This is a genomic window from Mesorhizobium jarvisii, assembly GCF_003601985.1.
GTDB classification, from domain to species: domain Bacteria; phylum Pseudomonadota; class Alphaproteobacteria; order Rhizobiales; family Rhizobiaceae; genus Mesorhizobium; species Mesorhizobium jarvisii.
The window spans coordinates 249,251-266,047 of record NZ_QZXA01000010.1 but is presented as its reverse complement, the minus strand read 5'-3'; the positions used below and the strand labels follow the sequence as shown (position 1 = coordinate 266,047).

The window sequence follows — 16,797 nt, the reverse complement described above, 5'->3', positions numbered from 1 at the left end:
ACGTCTGCTGCCCCGCTCCTCAGAATTTACCAAATCCTTCCTTAATAGTTTACAAATCGCTAATTTTCGATTTTACTAATGTATGGGTATAGAGGGTGCCCGCGGATCGCACGGTCGGGTGGCCGTGAGGTCTTGCAGGCGAGTTTGGGCAGGGATCTGGGTAGCAAGGCAATTTAGCGGAAGAACAAGGTGCGCTCATCGGGCGCGCCGTGAGACGCCGCGTCTATGTCTGTCCTCGGCGGAAGGCAGACGTTCCCATTCCGGAGTTCGCTCGCGAGTTTGCCGTCGAGGCGTCGGCGGCACGGGTGACGGGAGTGGGTATTGTGAATCAAGTGTTGTCGCGTGCGCCCCAGGGCGTTGAGCCACGGGTCGATGGGCGCCAAATTCATCCGCTGCCGGCCGCGGCAACCGGTCGCCCGAATGCGCGGACCGATGCGCGCCAGGCTGGCGCCTCAGAAATCCTTTTCGTCGACCCCTCTGTATCCGATCTCGGCACGATCCTCGCCAATCTGCGACCGGAGGTCGAGGCGATCGTGCTCGACGCCAACCGCCCGGCCGCGCGCCAAATGGCGCTGGCGCTCGAAGGCCGCGACGGCCTCGACGCCGTGCACGTCATCGCCCACGGCGCGCCTGGGCGGGTGAACTTCGCAGCGGGCGAATGGTCGGCCGAGACGCTCTACGACGACCAGGGCGATCTCGCTGCGATCGGTCGGGCGCTGGGCGGACTTGGCGAACTGCTCTTATGGAGCTGCAACGCCGGCGCTGGCGCGGCCGGAAGCAATTTCATCGACGCGCTGTCACGCGCGACGGGAACGCCAGTCGCGGCGGCGAACGACCTAGTCGGGTCGCAGACGCTGGGCGGCGACTGGAAACTAAACATTCGGACAGAGAACGCCGCGGCGCGGCCGCCGCTAACCCGGGGGGGCATCATGAGCTACGTAGCAGTTCTAGCGGCAATCGAGATCACCGTATCCGGCTTGGTTCCGAGCGGCTTGACGGCCGGCTCGACGACCTACTTCGTGGTGGACAGGGACCACGGCTCGATCGTTGGCAACATCAGTCTTCCGAACATGGCGAACAGGCCCTTCCGGATCACCGTCAAGGTGCCTGGCGGGTCGACGGGCCTCGACGTCGGCGTCTTCGACGAAGCCGGCAAGTTCACCTCGGCCGGTTTCACGGTGGATGTACCCACGCCTCCATCCGGCGCCGTCGGACCAAGGGGGTGATGTCGTGCTGAACCACACAATTCCCTTCCATAGCCCGGCCGCCGCGCGGCCGGGCTTCAGCCCATCAACACAGCAAGGTTCGCCCCAATACCCCCAGGGCGATCATGCCATGACGTCCGAAGTCGTGTTCATCGATCCCGCCGTCAGCGACATCAGCACCCTTCTGGCAGGGCTAAGGCCCGGCGTGCAGCCGGTGCTCCTCGATGCCACGCGGCCCGCGGCCGCGCAGATGGCGGCGGCCCTATCCGGCCGCCGGGGCCTTGCTGCGGTACACGTCATCTCCCACGGCGCGCCTGGACGTGTCGGATTCGCGGCGGGCGAATGGTCTGCTGAGACTCTGGCGCGCGACGCCGGTGAACTAGCTGCGATCGGCCGGGCCATGGCCGGGGACGGCGACCTGCGGCTGTGGAGTTGCGAGACGGGCCGAGGCTTGGCTGGTGAGGCGTTCGTCGATGCACTCGAGGATGCTACCGGGGTTTGCGTCGGCGCCACCAGCGCTTTGGTCGGCACGGCTGCCCTGGGTGGACAATGGGAGCTGGCGGGCAAGCAAAAGGCGCCGCTGACGACGACAGGGGTCGCGAACTATTCGGGCATATTGAGCGTGGAAATTACACTTAATGGGACGCTTGATACATCGGCGAATGTCGGAAAGATGTTCGCTGTTGAATACTATGTAACCAGTCCTTCCGGCGCTATTGTTGCCAGTTTCTCTCTTCCATCTGAGGCCGTTCCCCCTTTCATATCAGTTGCGGTTATACTGAACGTTCCTGTGAATGCGGCCTCAACAATATATACAATTACTGCTCTCGTCCCCCAGGCTGGGAACAACTCCAATCAAGATTTTACCCAAGTTGCTGCAGGAACCTTTACGGTTCCGGCTTCTGGCATTGGCACGGTGACGTTTGCCAATGCGGACACTACCAACAGCAACGGTGTCTTTGCGGTAACCACGTCATCTGCTGGAACAAACATTGGCCCCACAGGCGCCACGGGTTCGACCGGCGCCACAGGTTCGACGGGTGCCACAGGTTCGACTGGTGCAACCGGAGCTACAGGTGCGACCGGCAATACAGGTGCCACAGGTTCAACCGGAGCGACGGGTTCGACCGGCTCTACTGGTGCCACAGGTGCGACCGGCAATACAGGTGCCACAGGTTCAACTGGGGCTACAGGCTCAACGGGCGCGACCGGAGCAACCGGCGCCACAGGCTCCACCGGCTCCACTGGTGCCACAGGTGCGACCGGCAATACAGGTGCCACAGGTTCAACTGGGGCTACAGGCTCAACGGGGGCTACAGGCACAACTGGCGCGACCGGAGCAACCGGCGCCACCGGTGCAACTGGCGATACCGGAGCCACGGGCTCGACCGGAGCAACGGGTGCCACTGGCTCGACCGGTGATACTGGCGCGACAGGTTCGACTGGAGCAACCGGTGCCACGGGCGCAACTGGCGATACGGGCGCCACCGGAGCAACTGGAGCCACAGGTGCGACCGGCGATACGGGTGCCACCGGCTCGACTGGCGCGACCGGCGCCACAGGCGATACCGGCGCGACAGGATCGACTGGTGCTACAGGTTCAACTGGTGCGACCGGTGATACGGGTGCCACTGGTTCGACTGGAGCAACGGGCTCGACCGGTGCGACTGGCGATACCGGGGCAACAGGTTCGACTGGAGCAACGGGTGCCACGGGTGCGACCGGCGATACAGGTGCCACGGGCTCGACTGGAGCAACCGGAGCCACGGGTGCGACCGGCTCAACTGGCGCAACCGGTGCGACTGGCGATACGGGTTCCACCGGCGCCACGGGCTCGACCGGAGCCACAGGTGCGACTGGCGATACCGGTGCCACAGGCTCTACCGGAGCCACAGGTTCCACCGGCGCAACCGGCGATACCGGAGCGACGGGCTCGACTGGTGCTACAGGTTCAACTGGTGCAACCGGTGATACGGGTGCCACGGGTTCGACCGGAGCCACTGGTGCGACCGGCTCAACTGGCGCAACCGGTGCGACTGGCGATACGGGTTCCACCGGCGCCACGGGCTCGACCGGAGCCACAGGTGCGACTGGCGATACCGGTGCCACAGGCTCTACCGGAGCCACAGGTTCCACCGGCGCAACCGGCGATACCGGAGCGACGGGTTCGACCGGAGCTACCGGCGCCACAGGCGCGACCGGCGATACCGGAGCGACGGGCTCGACTGGAGCTACCGGCGCCACAGGAGCAACTGGTGATACGGGCGCCACAGGCTCGACCGGAGCAACCGGAGCCACGGGCGCCACCGGCGATACCGGAGCGACGGGTTCGACTGGAGCTACCGGCGCCACAGGTGCGACCGGCGATACGGGTGCCACGGGTTCGACCGGAGCAACCGGCGCGACCGGCGATACCGGAGCGACGGGCTCGACTGGAGCTACCGGCGCCACAGGAGCAACTGGTGATACGGGCGCCACAGGCTCGACTGGAGCAACCGGTGCCACAGGTGCGACCGGCGATACGGGCGCCACAGGCTCGACCGGGGCAACCGGCGCCACAGGTGCGACCGGCGATACGGGCGCCACAGGCTCGACCGGGGCAACCGGCGCCACGGGCGCCACCGGCGATACGGGCGCCACCGGCTCGACCGGAGCAACCGGAGCCGCGGGTGCCACCGGCGATACAGGCGCCACAGGCTCGACCGGGGCAACCGGCGCCACAGGCGCGACCGGCGATACGGGCGCTACAGGCTCGACTGGAGCAACCGGAGCCACAGGTGCCACGGGCGATACCGGAGCGACGGGCTCGACTGGAGCTACCGGCGCCACAGGCGCGACTGGAGATACAGGCGCGACTGGAGATACAGGCGCCACCGGCTCGACTGGAGCTACCGGAGCCACAGGCGCGACCGGCGATACGGGCGCCACAGGCTCGACCGGGGCAACCGGCGCCACAGGTGCGACCGGCGATACCGGAGCGACGGGCTCGACGGGAGCTACCGGCGCCACAGGAGCAACTGGTGATACGGGCGCCACAGGCTCGACTGGAGCAACCGGCGCCACAGGCGCGACCGGCGATACCGGAGCGACGGGTTCGACCGGAGCTACCGGCGCCACAGGAGCAACCGGTGATACGGGCGCCACCGGCTCGACTGGAGCAACCGGAGCCACGGGCGCCACCGGCGATACCGGAGCGACGGGTTCGACTGGAGCTACCGGCGCCACAGGAGCGACCGGCGATACGGGTGCCACGGGTTCGACCGGAGCGACCGGCGATACCGGAGCGACGGGCTCGACCGGCGATACCGGAGCGACGGGCTCGACCGGGGCAACCGGCGCCACAGGCGCGACCGGCGATACCGGAGCGACGGGCTCGACGGGAGCTACCGGCGCCACAGGCGCGACCGGTGATACGGGCGCCACAGGCTCGACCGGGGCAACCGGCGCCACAGGAGCAACTGGTGATACGGGCGCCACAGGCTCGACTGGAGCAACCGGAGCCACAGGTGCCACCGGCGATACCGGAGCGACGGGTTCGACTGGAGCTACCGGCGCCACAGGCGCGACCGGCTCGACTGGCGCGACCGGCGCCACAGGCGATACCGGCGCGACAGGATCGACTGGTGCTACCGGATCGACTGGTGCAACCGGTGATACGGGTGCCACTGGTTCGACCGGAGCAACTGGTGCTACGGGTGCAACCGGCGATACGGGCTCTACCGGAGCGACGGGCTCGACTGGTGCTACAGGCTCAACTGGCGCGACCGGAGCCACAGGTGCAACTGGCGATACGGGTGCAACCGGTTCGACTGGTGCAACCGGCGCCACGGGTGCCACAGGCGATACCGGAGCCACGGGCTCGACCGGAGCTACAGGTTCGACCGGCGCGACCGGCTCGACTGGAGCAACCGGCGATACGGGCGCTACGGGTTCGACCGGGGCCACGGGTTCGACCGGAGCAACCGGAACCACAGGTGCAACCGGCACCACGGGTGCCACTGGTTCGACCGGGGCGACCGGTGCCACTGGCGATACCGGAGCAACAGGTTCAACTGGGGCTACAGGCTTAACTGGCGCGACTGGAGATACAGGCGCGACCGGCTCGACTGGAGCAACCGGAGCCACAGGTGCGACCGGCGATACGGGCGCCACCGGTTCGACCGGAGCTACAGGTTCGACTGGAGCAACGGGTGCCACGGGTTCGACCGGAGCAACTGGAGCAACCGGCGCCACAGGTGCGACTGGCGATACGGGTGCAACCGGTTCGACTGGTGCAACCGGAGCCACAGGAGCGACCGGCGATACGGGCGCCACCGGTTCGACCGGAGCTACAGGTTCGACTGGAGCAACGGGTGCCACGGGTTCGACCGGAGCAACTGGAGCAACCGGCGCCACAGGTGCGACTGGCGATACGGGTGCAACCGGTTCGACTGGTGCAACCGGAGCCACAGGAGCGACCGGCGATACGGGCGCCACCGGTTCGACCGGAGCTACAGGTTCGACTGGAGCAACGGGTGCCACGGGTTCGACCGGAGCAACTGGAGCAACCGGCGCCACAGGTGCGACTGGCGATACGGGTGCAACCGGTTCGACTGGTGCAACCGGAGCCACAGGAGCGACCGGAGCAACTGGTGCAACCGGCGATACGGGCGCAACGGGCTCGACTGGAGCCACGGGTGCGACCGGGGCAACCGGTGCCACTGGCGATACAGGCGCCACCGGTGCAACCGGAGCCACGGGTGCGACCGGCGATACGGGCGCCACGGGCTCGACTGGAGCAACCGGAGCCACAGGCGCGACCGGTGATACCGGCGCGACAGGATCGACTGGTGCTACAGGTTCAACTGGTGCGACCGGTGATACGGGTGCAACGGGTTCGACTGGAGCTACCGGAGCCACGGGTGCGACCGGCGCTACAGGTGCAACTGGCGATACCGGCGCCACGGGTTCGACCGGAGCTACAGGTTCGACAGGCGCGACTGGAGCCACAGGCGCCACAGGTGCAACTGGCGATACCGGCGCCACGGGCTCGACTGGAGCTACAGGCTCGACCGGAGCAACCGGAGCCGCGGGTGCCACAGGCGATACCGGAGCCACGGGTGCCACCGGTGCGACTGGCGCAACCGGAGCCACAGGTGCGACCGGCGCTACCGGTGCGACTGGCGATACCGGAGCAACAGGTTCAACCGGAGCGACCGGCGCCACAGGTGCGACCGGTGACACCGGCGCCACGGGCTCGACCGGAGCTACAGGTTCAACAGGTGCGACTGGAGATACAGGCGCCACCGGCTCGACTGGAGCTACGGGCTCGACCGGTGCAACTGGCGATACCGGGGCAACAGGTTCTACTGGAGCGACGGGTGCCACGGGTGCGACCGGCGCTACAGGTGCAACTGGCGATACCGGCGCCACTGGTTCGACTGGAGCTACGGGCTCCACTGGCGCCACCGGCTCGACTGGAGCAACCGGCGCCACAGGTGATACCGGCGCGACAGGATCGACTGGTGCAACGGGTGCCACGGGTGCGGCCGGCGATACAGGTGCCACGGGCTCGACTGGAGCAACCGGAGCCACGGGTGCGACTGGCGATACCGGCGCAACGGGTGCCACTGGTTCGACTGGAGCAACCGGCGCCACGGGTGATACCGGCGCGACAGGATCGACCGGTGCTACAGGTTCAACTGGTCCAACCGGTGATACGGGTGCCACTGGTTCGACCGGAGCAACCGGAGCTACAGGCGCGACCGGCTCAACTGGGGCAACGGGTGCGACTGGCGCAACTGGCGATACCGGCGCAACGGGTGCCACTGGTTCGACTGGAGCAACCGGCGCCACGGGTGATACCGGCGCGACAGGATCGACCGGTGCTACAGGTTCAACTGGTGCAACCGGTGATACGGGTGCCACTGGTTCGACCGGAGCAACCGGAGCTACAGGCGCGACCGGCGCAACTGGGGCAACGGGTGCCACGGGTGCGACCGGAGCGACGGGCGCGACCGGCGCTACGGGGGCCACGGGCTCGACCGGAGCAACTGGCGCCATGGGTGCGACCGGTGATACGGGTGCCACTGGTGCGACTGGAGCTACGGGCTCGACCGGAGCAACTGGAGCAACGGGTGCCACGGGTGCGACTGGCGCAACCGGTGATACCGGAGCAACAGGTTCGACTGGAGCAACAGGTGCCACGGGTGCGACTGGCCATACGGGCGCAACGGGCTCGACCGGAGCAACTGGAGCAACCGGCGCCACAGGCGATACCGGCGCGACAGGATCGACTGGGGCTACAGGTTCAACTGGTGCAACAGGTGATACGGGTGCCACTGGTTCGACCGGGGCAACCGGTGCAACTGGTGATACCGGAGCCACGGGCGCAACCGGCGCTACCGGAGCAACAGGTTCAACTGGGGCTACCGGCGCCACGGGTGCAACGGGTTCGACCGGAGCTACAGGTTCGACAGGCGCGACCGGCTCGACTGGAGCAACTGGCTCGACCGGAGCAACCGGACCGAAGGGCGACACCGGGTCTAAGGGCGCGACAGGTGCCACTGGCGCAACCGGCTCGACCGGGGCAACCGGGCCTAAGGGCGACACAGGACCCAAGGGCGACACCGGACCCAAGGGCGCGACGGGTGCCACTGGCGCAACCGGCTCGACCGGGGCAACCGGGCCGAAGGGCGACACCGGACCCAAGGGCGCGACGGGTGCCACTGGCGCAACCGGCTCGACCGGGGCAACCGGACCGAAGGGCGACACCGGACCCAAGGGCGCGACGGGTGCCACTGGCGCAACCGGCTCGACCGGGGCAACCGGACCGAAGGGCGACACAGGACCCAAGGGCGCGACGGGTGCCACTGGCGCCACCGGCTCGACCGGGGCAACCGGCTCGACCGGGGCAACCGGACCGAAGGGCGATACCGGACCCAAGGGCGCGACGGGTGCCACTGGCGCAACCGGCTCGACCGGAGCAACCGGACCTAAGGGCGACACCGGACCCAAGGGCGCGACGGGTGCCACCGGCGCAACCGGCTCGACCGGAGCAACTGGACCGAAGGGCGATACCGGACCGAAGGGTGCGACAGGTGCCACTGGCGCAACCGGCTCGACCGGGGCAACCGGACCGAAGGGCGACACCGGGCCCAAGGGCGCGACGGGTGCCACTGGCGCAACCGGCTCGACCGGAGCAACCGGACCGAAGGGCGATACCGGACCCAAGGGCGCGACAGGTGTCACTGGCGCAACCGGCTCGACCGGGGCAACCGGACCGAAGGGCGATACCGGACCCAAGGGCGCGACGGGTGCCACTGGCGCAACCGGCTCGACCGGGGCAACCGGGCCGAAGGGCGACACCGGGCCGAAGGGTTCGACGGGTGCCACTGGCGCAACCGGCTCGACCGGGGCAACCGGACCTAAAGGCGACACCGGACCCAAGGGGGCCACGGGTGCAACCGGTGCCGCAGGCTCGACCGGGGCAACCGGGCCGAAGGGCGACACCGGGCCGAAGGGTTCGACGGGTCCGACCGGCACAACTGGTCCGACCGGACCCTCGGGCGGTCACAACGACTCGATCGTTCCGTCGACGACAACCCTGGTGACGCCCACCCCGAAGACCGCCAATGTCACGCCCGACTCGCTCGGCCTCAAGGATAGCTGGCAATTCCTGCAGCCGGGCTCGACCGGCAATGGCAGCGGCGGCCAGCCCTCGCTACACCACCTGATCGGCCTGGCGGCCGGCTCGGTGACGACCGATCTCCTGAATATCCTCAATACGATCAGGGGATTTGGTCACCAACAGAACCAGCCGTCCGGCGTGACTACGGACCAGACCTTGGATGCGACCAAGCACGGTACCGGCTACGCCAGCACCGACCACACCGCCAAGACGACCCTGAAGGATCTTCTGAAGCCGCATGAGTGAGCAAGACTGGCGAGAGACCACCGAAGGGAAACGCGCGAACGTCGCGGAAGAGCGAAGTTCGCGCGTTAAACATCCCGGGACACGGTTTGGCAGAAGAGTCGCGCGGCCGATCAATTCGGAGTACGATGGCAACATGATCGAAACCCTCGGCAGAGGCACTTCGGCCCGGGAATTGTCGAGTTCACTTGCGTGCCGGAAGACAAGTCCATGGTGAACATCCCCGTGAACGCCGAAATCCAAGCGGTCCCGATCCAAGCCGGTTCCGCGCAAGGCGACGCGGCGGGCGGCGAGAGCACTATGGCGCGGATCCCTGGCGGTCCGGCCGAATTTGACAAGATCGGGCCACGCCTCAAGGCGATGCTGCGCGCCGCCCGCTATCACGGCGTCGAGCTCGACCCGAACGAATTCAGGGCCGCGAGCGCGATTCCGGCCGCCGCCGATCTGTCGCAGTGGGCGCAGGACGCCGGCATGTGGTCGCGCGCCGTGCGCATCCGCTGGTCCCACCTCTTGCGTTTCCAGGAAGCCGGACCGGTCGTCCTGTTGTTCAACGATGGCGGCGCGGCTCTCCTCACCGGGGCGAGCGCCGAGCGGAACATCGTCTTCCTGAAAAGTGCGGATGCACCCGACGATGGTGAAGCCGTCGCCATCGACGAGTTGCGGCTGTCGCAGGTGTGGACGGGCGAGGCATTGCTGCTGCGCGCCACACGATCCTATGTCGCGGCGGATGCGCCCTTCACCCTTCGCTGGCTCGCCGAACTGGTGCGGCTCGAAAGCCACGCCCTGCGCGATATCACCATCGCCTCGTTCACGCTGAGTGTCCTGACCATCCTGCCGCCGCTTATCGTCATGACGGTGGTCAACAAGGTGCTGCAGTTCAACAGCGTCTCGACGCTGGTGCTGTTGTCGGCGGTGATCGCCGTGGTTTTCGCCTATGAGACACTGCTTGGCCATGCACGGCGGCTGATCATCAATGTCGTCGGCGCCCGTCTGGACACCAAGTTGCAGCTGCACGTCTTCAGCCGGCTGTTACGCCTGCCGCTCGACTATTTCGAACGGCATCCGGCCGGCGAGACGATGTATCACCTCGCCCAGGTCTATCGCATCCGCGAGTTCCTGACCGGAAAACTCCTCAGCACGTTCCTGGATATGATCACGCTGTGCGTGCTGGTACCGGTGATGTTCTACATCAACGCCTCCCTCGCCTGGATCGTGCTGGCCTGCGCCGTGGTGATCCTGCTGATCATCCTCGCCTTCCTCAGGCCGCTGCGCGGCAGATATCAGCGGGTGGTCGACGCCGAGACCTGGAAGTCGGCGGCGCTCGGCGAAACGGTCGTCGGAATCAAAACGGTGAAGGCGCTCGGTCTCGAGCCGCAGCGCAAGGCGCTCTGGGATGAGCGGGTGGCCGAAGCGGGAAAGGCGCGTCTCGCCTTCGGACAGCTGGCAAGCTGGCCGCAGACCCTGGTCACGCCGATCGAACGTGTGATGGTGCTCGGCACCATGCTGATCGGCGCCTATCTCGCGATGAACGACCGCACCGGCTACATGGTCGGCGGCTTGTTCGCCTTCATGATGATCGCCCAGCGTGTGGCCCAGCCGCTGGTTGGCCTGGCCCGGCTGGTTGAAGACTACGAGGAGGTCGGTGCCGCGATCGGCGAGGCAGCGTCGGTCCTGAACCGGCCGCTGGAGAGCAGTTCGAATTCCGCCGGCCTGAGACCCAAGCTGGTCGGCGAGGTCGTGTTCAGCGACCTGACCTTTAGCTATATCGCCACCAAGACACCGGCGCTCGACCGGGTCAGCTTCCATATTCCCGCCGGCAGCATGTTTGGCATTGTTGGGCGCAGCGGGTCGGGAAAATCGACGGTCGCCCGCCTCCTGCAAGGGATCAACCGCGACTACAGTGGGTTCCTCAAGCTTGATGGCGTCGACCTCAAGGAAATCAACCTGCGCCATTTGCGCCAAGGGCTTGGTGTGGTGCTGCAGGACAACTTTCTGTTCCGCGGATCGATCCGCGACAACATCATCGCCGGGCGCCCGGGCCTGACCCTTTCCGACGCCATGCGCGCCGCGCACCTCGCCGGCGCCCAGGAATTCATCGAGCGGATGCCGAATGGCTACGACACCTACATCGAGGAAGGTTCGCCCAATCTATCAGGCGGTCAAAAGCAGCGGCTGGCGATCGCGCGCGCGCTCATCCACGATCCGACCATTCTCATCCTCGACGAGGCGACCAGCGCACTCGACCCGGAGAGCGAGGCGGTTGTCAGCGCCAACCTCATGCGCATCGCCAGCGGGCGCACGATGATCATCGTTTCGCACCGGCTCGCCTCGCTGACCGAGTGCGACAACATCCTCGTCATGGATCAGGGTAAGGTCCTCGACGTCGCGCCGCATGCGACCTTGCTCGAACGATGCGCGCTCTATCGCCAGTTGTGGTCGCAGCAGAACCGGCACCTCGATGGCCGCCACGGCCGCCCCGTCGCCGTCCCGCCGCGGCTGGTTTGATCATGTCGCGCGCCTCATATTCGCATCAGGTCCGGTAACCCATGAGCAGCACCTCTCTCACCGCCCTTCCCGCTCGGTGGCACCGGATGGAAACGAGAGATCCGACGACGCCGGCCATACTCGAGTTCCAGTGGCCGTCGACGGCTGTCGCCAATGCGCCTATTCCGCGGGCGGCGCGCGGCATCGTCTGGATCGTTTCCAGCCTGGTCATCGCGCTGATCGCCCTGGCGGGTCTGATACCGGTCGATCAGGTGGTGACGACCAGAGGGCTGGTGGTCTCGCAATCCCCCAACATCGTCGTGCAACCGCTGGAGACAGCGATTGTCCGCTCGATCGAGGTGCGGGAAGGACAGCGCGTCCAGGCCGGCCAATTGCTTGCCCGCCTCGATGCGACCTTTTCCTCGGCCGACCAGGCGGCACTGGCGATGCAGGTCTCGACACTTGAAGCCGAGGTGGCGCGGTTGAAGGCGGAGGCCAGCGGCCAGGCGTTCACCTACAACGGCCTCGACCCGAGTTGGACCCTGCAGGTGTCGATATTCGAGCAACGCAAGGCGGTCTACGACGCGAAGGTGGAGAATTTCGAACGCCAGCGCGACGAACTCAGCTCGGTGATTTCGCGATCGCAATCCGATGCCGACGGCTACCGGCAGCGGCTGACGGTCGCCGACTCGATCGAACAGATGCGCAGGCAGCTCGAGGCAAGGCAGGTGGGGAGCCGCCTCAACACGCTCCTGGCCGAGGACAACCGCGCGGAAATGTCCCGGGCGCTCGGCAATGCCGAGCAGACCGCGGAAGCCGCCAAACGCCAACAGGCAGCGGTGGCCGCCGAGCGCGACGGCTACATTCAGGGCTGGAGGGCTGAAGTCTCGCAGAGCCTGTCGGAGGCAAGCACGCGGATCTCCGACGCCCGCGAACTTCTCAACAAGGCAAAGCTTCGAAACCAGTTGGTCGAGTTGAAGAGCCAATCAGACGCCATCGTTCAATCGGTGGCAAAAGTCTCCGTCGGCTCGGTCATGCAGTCAGGGGAGCGCTTTATCACGCTGGTGCCGGCCGACGCGCCCCTCGAGATCGAGACAAACATCGTTGGCAGGAGCAGCGGTTTTGTGCATGTCGGCGACCCGGTGGTCATCAAGTTCGACACCTTCCCCTATTCGCAATACGGCCTCGCCCACGGAACTGTGCGGGCACTCAGCCCAGATTCCTTCTCGGCACAGGAGCAAGCGCGCGATCCGAACAGTTCCCTGGCCATGTTGCCTTCCGACGCCGAGCCATTCTATCGCACGCGGATCTCCATCGACCAGGTCGCCCTCCACGGCGTTCCCGCCGGTTTCGCAGTCAGCCCCGGCATGCCGGTGACCGCCGACGTAAAGGTCGGCCGGCGCACGATACTCAAGTACCTTCTCGGCGTCATGCTCCCGATCGGCCAGGAGGCGATGCGGGAGCCTTAGAGTACTGGAGGAATCAGAGGCTCGGATCGATGACAATCCTGGATCGGCTGACTGGTCTGGCCTTCCCGGCGGCGGTGTTGCGTCGGGCGATCCAGCTTGCTGACAGCGGCAAGGCCGCTGAAGCCTTTCCGCTTATGGCGAAAGCGGCGCGCGCGGGGATCGTTGACGCCGAGTACCGGGTCGCGCGTTGCTATCTGGAAGGCGCCGGTGTGCCACCGAGCCGTATGGAAGGCGCGCGATGGCTGCTGCGGGCGGCGAACCACGGGAGCGCGGATGCGCAGGCGCTTCTCGCCGCGCTCTACGTCACCGGGCTGGTGACGGCGGAAGCCGACGGCAAGGGACCCTCGGAGCACTTGTTCAAACCTGATTCCCCGGGAAAACCAGACTTCACGGCCGCTTTCGACTTTGCCACCAAGGCGGCCGAGGCAGGCTCGGCCACGGGACAGGCGATCCTCGGTTATATGCTTACCAGCGGCCCCGCATCGATGCGCGATGTCGATGCCGCACACCGCTGGTACGAGAAGTCGGCTGCTGCCGGCTGCGCCGAAGGGTGCCTTGGCTTTGCCCTGTCGCTGGCCCGCCGCGGCAAACGCGAAAACAGAGTTCGGATTGCGGAAGAGGTAAGGCGTGCGGCCGACGCCGGCCTGCCGACCGCGACCTATCTTCTTGCGGTCCTTACCGAGCACGGGCTCGGCGTAGCAAGCGACATGGCAGCAGCCGCTCAACTGTATCGGGCTGCTGCAGAGAAGGGCCTGCCCTCCGCCCAGTTCCGGTTGGGACTGGCACTGATCGACGGTGCACTCGTCGGCCAAGATGTCGCTGCCGGGGAGGCATGGATGCGGCGTGCTGCCTTGGCCGGCAATATCGAGGCAGCCTATATGTTGGGCGATCGCTATGCCAAGACGCAGCGGCCGGACTTTGCAGAAGCCGCGAATTGGTACCGGCGGGCGGCCGAAGCGGGCCACCAAGCCGCTGCCCGCGCTTTGGCCTCGCTCTATTTGACGGGAAATGGTGTGGCTGAGGATGTCGAGGAAGGAGCGCGCTGGCTGCGCTCTTCCGCAAATGGCGGCAATCAGCAGGCACAGACAGACCTCGCCAATCTTATCCTCGGAGGGGCCGGCGAGCCGGACGACGGTGCGAGCGTTGCCGGATGGTTCGAGGCGGCCGCATCATCGGGCGACCTCATCGCGGCATTCAACCTTGGGCTCTGCTTCGCCAAGGGCGTCGGCGTTCGCCAGGACGAGGGGCAAGCGGCACACTGGCTGCGGCGCGCCGCCGAAGGCGTCGCCGAGGCACAATATATGTATGCCCGCCTCCTTCAGGATGGACGCGGCGTGGCGGCCGACCCAACTCAGGCCCGCGTGTGGTTTGCGCGGGCGGCCGACGCCGGCGTGCTCGACGCACGTGTGGCGCTCGCAGAGATGCTGCTCAATGGGCGCGGCGGCATGCCCGAGCCCGAGGCTGCAATGCAGCTGTTTGAGCAGGCCGCCGCCGACGGTCACGCCGGGGCGATGTTTGCGATTGGCGCGCTGTACGGAGCCGGGCACGGCCTGCCGGTCGATCAGGCGGCGGCGCAGAAATGGTACGCCGCCGCTGCCGGACGCGGGCATAGCCAAGCCCAATTCATGCTCGGACGTTATCTCTTGAAAGGCCTCGCCGGGGAGTGCGACCCGGCTGCCGCTCGCCTTTGGCTCGAACGCGCGGCTGCGCACGGGATCAGTGAAGCCGCCGACGAACTGGGGGCTGCGGGCACGGCGGCGCCATGAGCCATATGCTGGTTTCGACGCGGGAGTGGGTTCAGTAAGTTTGCACCACGGCGGATCCACGCACCCCAACTTCCTTCATAGGCGCGCTCAATGAACGATCCGAGTGCGGGAAAGCGCGCCTACGACCCTCAGCAGCTGGAGCCCATGCTGATAGCGAGACAGCATGCGGGCGACGTCGATGGCATGGTCGCGCTGTTCGAGGCGGATGCCGTGATCGACTGCGGCGGCGGACGTTTTCTGCGCGGCCATGAAGCCATTCGTGACTACTATGCCGAGATCGTTACGTCCGGACGGAAGTTTGCGGTCGGAGAACAGCGGCCGGCGCTCATTTGCGGCGACCTTGCCCTCACCTCGACCCGACTTCCCGACGGCGACGTCACCAGCGAGGTTGCCCGGCGGCAGGCCGACGGCTCCTGGCTTTGGGTGATCGACCGCTATTCCGTCGCTTGGGATTAGGCCTTCCGGGAAAACCGGCCGGCCACGTCACCACGGGCGCGTCAACACACTGCGGCCGTCATGGCCGCAGTCCTTGCGTTCGGCAATCCGGGTGCGGCTACCGCCGCAGCGCGTATACGTCCGCCATGGTTTCGCCGGGGACCGGCAGCGCCATGTCGTCGTCCAGAAGCCGCGTGATCCTGGCAAAGCCGGTGAATGCCTTCCTGGCCTCCTCCGCCGACATCTGCCCCGACAAAGCTGCCGAGCAGCAATTCAGCGCGCACTGATACACTGGCCCGCGTCGTCCCGTCGGCCATTTACGCAAGAAAACCATCGCCTCTGCGACACTATCCACTTCTTCTACAGGATGTCCCTGCCCGCGCGAGATCCGCACGGGCGCAAAGAAATGCAGGTAGTCCATCGTTTCCTCCCGGTCGATCGCGATGCCGCCCGATCGAACCTTATGAAACGCACAGTCTTGCGGTTGGTTCCATACAGAAAACAGAACCTTTAAAAAATCTTTTGGTCGATGGTCGCCAGCTAAACCGTGGGGAAGTGGCAGGCCACTTTGCGGCCGGGTCGATACTCCCTCAGCTCCGGCCGTTCCGTGCGGCATCGATCGACCGCGATCGGGCATCTTGGGTGGAAACGGCAGCCGGATGGCGGCTTGAGCGGGCTCGGCACATCGCCAGTGAGGATGATGCGCTTGCGCGTCCCGCTGGGCGTGGTCTCAACGACCGGAACCGCCGAGATCAGCGCCTGGCTGTAGGGATGGGCTGATGTCGCGAACACCTCCTCGGCCGGCCCTTCCTCGACGATCGAGCCGAGATACATGACAGCGATGCGGGTCGACACCTGGCGCACCACCGACAGGTCGTGGGCGATGAAGATGTAGGTGAGGTTCAGCTTCTCCTGCAGATCGGCAAGCAGGTTGACGATCTGCGCCTGCACCGAGACGTCGAGTGCGGAGACCGGTTCATCCAGCACGACCAGATCGGGATTGAGCGCGATGGCCCGCGCGATGCCGACCCGCTGGCGCTGGCCGCCGGAGAATTCGTGGGGATAGCGCATGACATGGTCCGGCAGCAGGCCGACGAGCTCGAACAATTCCGCGACACGCGCGGTGATCTCGCGCGAGGAAAGCTTGCCGTGGATGCGCAGCGGCTCGGCCACCAGATCGCCGACGCGCCGGCGCGGATTGAGCGAGGCCGACGGGTCCTGGAACACCATTTGCAGGCGCCGCCGCAGCGGCCTCAGTTCGGACAGCGATTTCGAGGTGATGTCCTCGCCTTCGAACAGCAGCTCTCCGTCGGATATGTCGTAGAGCCTCACCAGGCAGCGCGCCAGCGTGGACTTGCCGCAGCCGGATTCGCCGACCAGGCCGACCGTCTCGCCGCGCCGCACGGTCAGCGAAACATTGTCAACCGCATGGACGGTTCGCTTGCCTTCGGCGGAGAAACGGGTGCCGATCGAGAAGCGCTTGCCGAGTGAACGCGTTTCGAGGATTGGGCTGTCGGTCATCGGTC

7 protein-coding genes and 2 pseudogenes are annotated in these 16,797 nt (G+C 66.5%); 7 read left to right on the top strand and 2 right to left on the bottom strand.

What is annotated here, in order from left to right:
• The first annotated feature begins 209 nt into the window (after positions 1 to 209).
• The 7 genes and pseudogenes from D3242_RS25325 to D3242_RS25290 all read left to right on the top strand — a co-directional run bounded on the left by D3242_RS25325 (position 210) and on the right by D3242_RS25290 (position 15,292).
• Positions 210 to 1,226, top strand: coding sequence for a DUF4347 domain-containing protein (locus tag D3242_RS25325; RefSeq protein WP_223217734.1), 1,017 nt, complete (start codon positions 210 to 212; stop codon positions 1,224 to 1,226).
• Positions 1,183 to 1,812: pseudogene (locus tag D3242_RS34500) on the top strand (DUF4347 domain-containing protein); the annotation flags it as partial. The gene D3242_RS25325 and the pseudogene D3242_RS34500, both read left to right, overlap by 44 nt.
• A gap of 3,807 nt (positions 1,813 to 5,619) precedes the next feature.
• Positions 5,620 to 9,120: pseudogene (locus D3242_RS34495) on the top strand (collagen-like domain-containing protein); the annotation flags it as partial.
• A 207-nt stretch (positions 9,121 to 9,327) separates the two neighbouring features.
• The gene (locus D3242_RS25305; RefSeq protein WP_081296195.1) at positions 9,328 to 11,622 is read left to right on the top strand and encodes a peptidase domain-containing ABC transporter; all 2,295 of its coding nucleotides are present in this window, start codon (positions 9,328 to 9,330) and stop codon (positions 11,620 to 11,622) included.
• Between the two features lie 86 nt (positions 11,623 to 11,708).
• On the top strand, positions 11,709 to 13,070 hold the full coding sequence (locus D3242_RS25300; protein ID WP_019858151.1) for an HlyD family type I secretion periplasmic adaptor subunit: 1,362 nt from the start codon (positions 11,709 to 11,711) through the stop codon (positions 13,068 to 13,070).
• 29 nt (positions 13,071 to 13,099) lie between these two features.
• Entirely contained in the window at positions 13,100 to 14,836 is a 1,737-nt protein-coding gene (locus D3242_RS25295; protein ID WP_064985489.1) for a tetratricopeptide repeat protein, read from the top strand.
• 90 nt (positions 14,837 to 14,926) lie between these two features.
• Complete coding sequence (locus tag D3242_RS25290) at positions 14,927 to 15,292, top strand: YybH family protein (RefSeq protein WP_064985491.1); 366 nt, start codon at positions 14,927 to 14,929, stop codon at positions 15,290 to 15,292.
• 97 nt (positions 15,293 to 15,389) lie between these two features.
• Here the strand turns inward: D3242_RS25290 and D3242_RS25285 are convergent, their stop codons facing one another.
• On the bottom strand, positions 15,390 to 15,692 hold the full coding sequence (locus D3242_RS25285; RefSeq protein ID WP_010909507.1) for a DUF982 domain-containing protein: 303 nt from the start codon (positions 15,690 to 15,692) through the stop codon (positions 15,390 to 15,392).
• A 119-nt stretch (positions 15,693 to 15,811) separates the two neighbouring features.
• A complete protein-coding gene (locus tag D3242_RS25280; protein WP_064985718.1) occupies positions 15,812 to 16,792 on the bottom strand; it encodes an ABC transporter ATP-binding protein in 981 nt (326 codons plus the stop codon).
• Between the last annotated feature and the right edge of the window lie 5 nt (positions 16,793 to 16,797).

Excerpts from the sequence above, each read along its gene's own strand:
- D3242_RS25295 (WP_064985489.1), top strand. The coding sequence starts at position 13,100 with ATGACAATCCTGGATCGGCTGACTGGTCTGGCCTTCCCGGCGGCGGTG.
- D3242_RS25290 (WP_064985491.1), top strand. The coding sequence starts at position 14,927 with ATGAACGATCCGAGTGCGGGAAAGCGCGCCTACGACCCTCAGCAGCTG.
- D3242_RS25300 (WP_019858151.1), top strand. The coding sequence starts at position 11,709 with ATGGAAACGAGAGATCCGACGACGCCGGCCATACTCGAGTTCCAGTGG.
- D3242_RS25280 (WP_064985718.1), bottom strand. The coding sequence starts at position 16,792 with ATGACCGACAGCCCAATCCTCGAAACGCGTTCACTCGGCAAGCGCTTC.
- D3242_RS25305 (WP_081296195.1), top strand. The coding sequence starts at position 9,328 with ATGGTGAACATCCCCGTGAACGCCGAAATCCAAGCGGTCCCGATCCAA.
- D3242_RS25285 (WP_010909507.1), bottom strand. The coding sequence starts at position 15,692 with ATGGACTACCTGCATTTCTTTGCGCCCGTGCGGATCTCGCGCGGGCAG.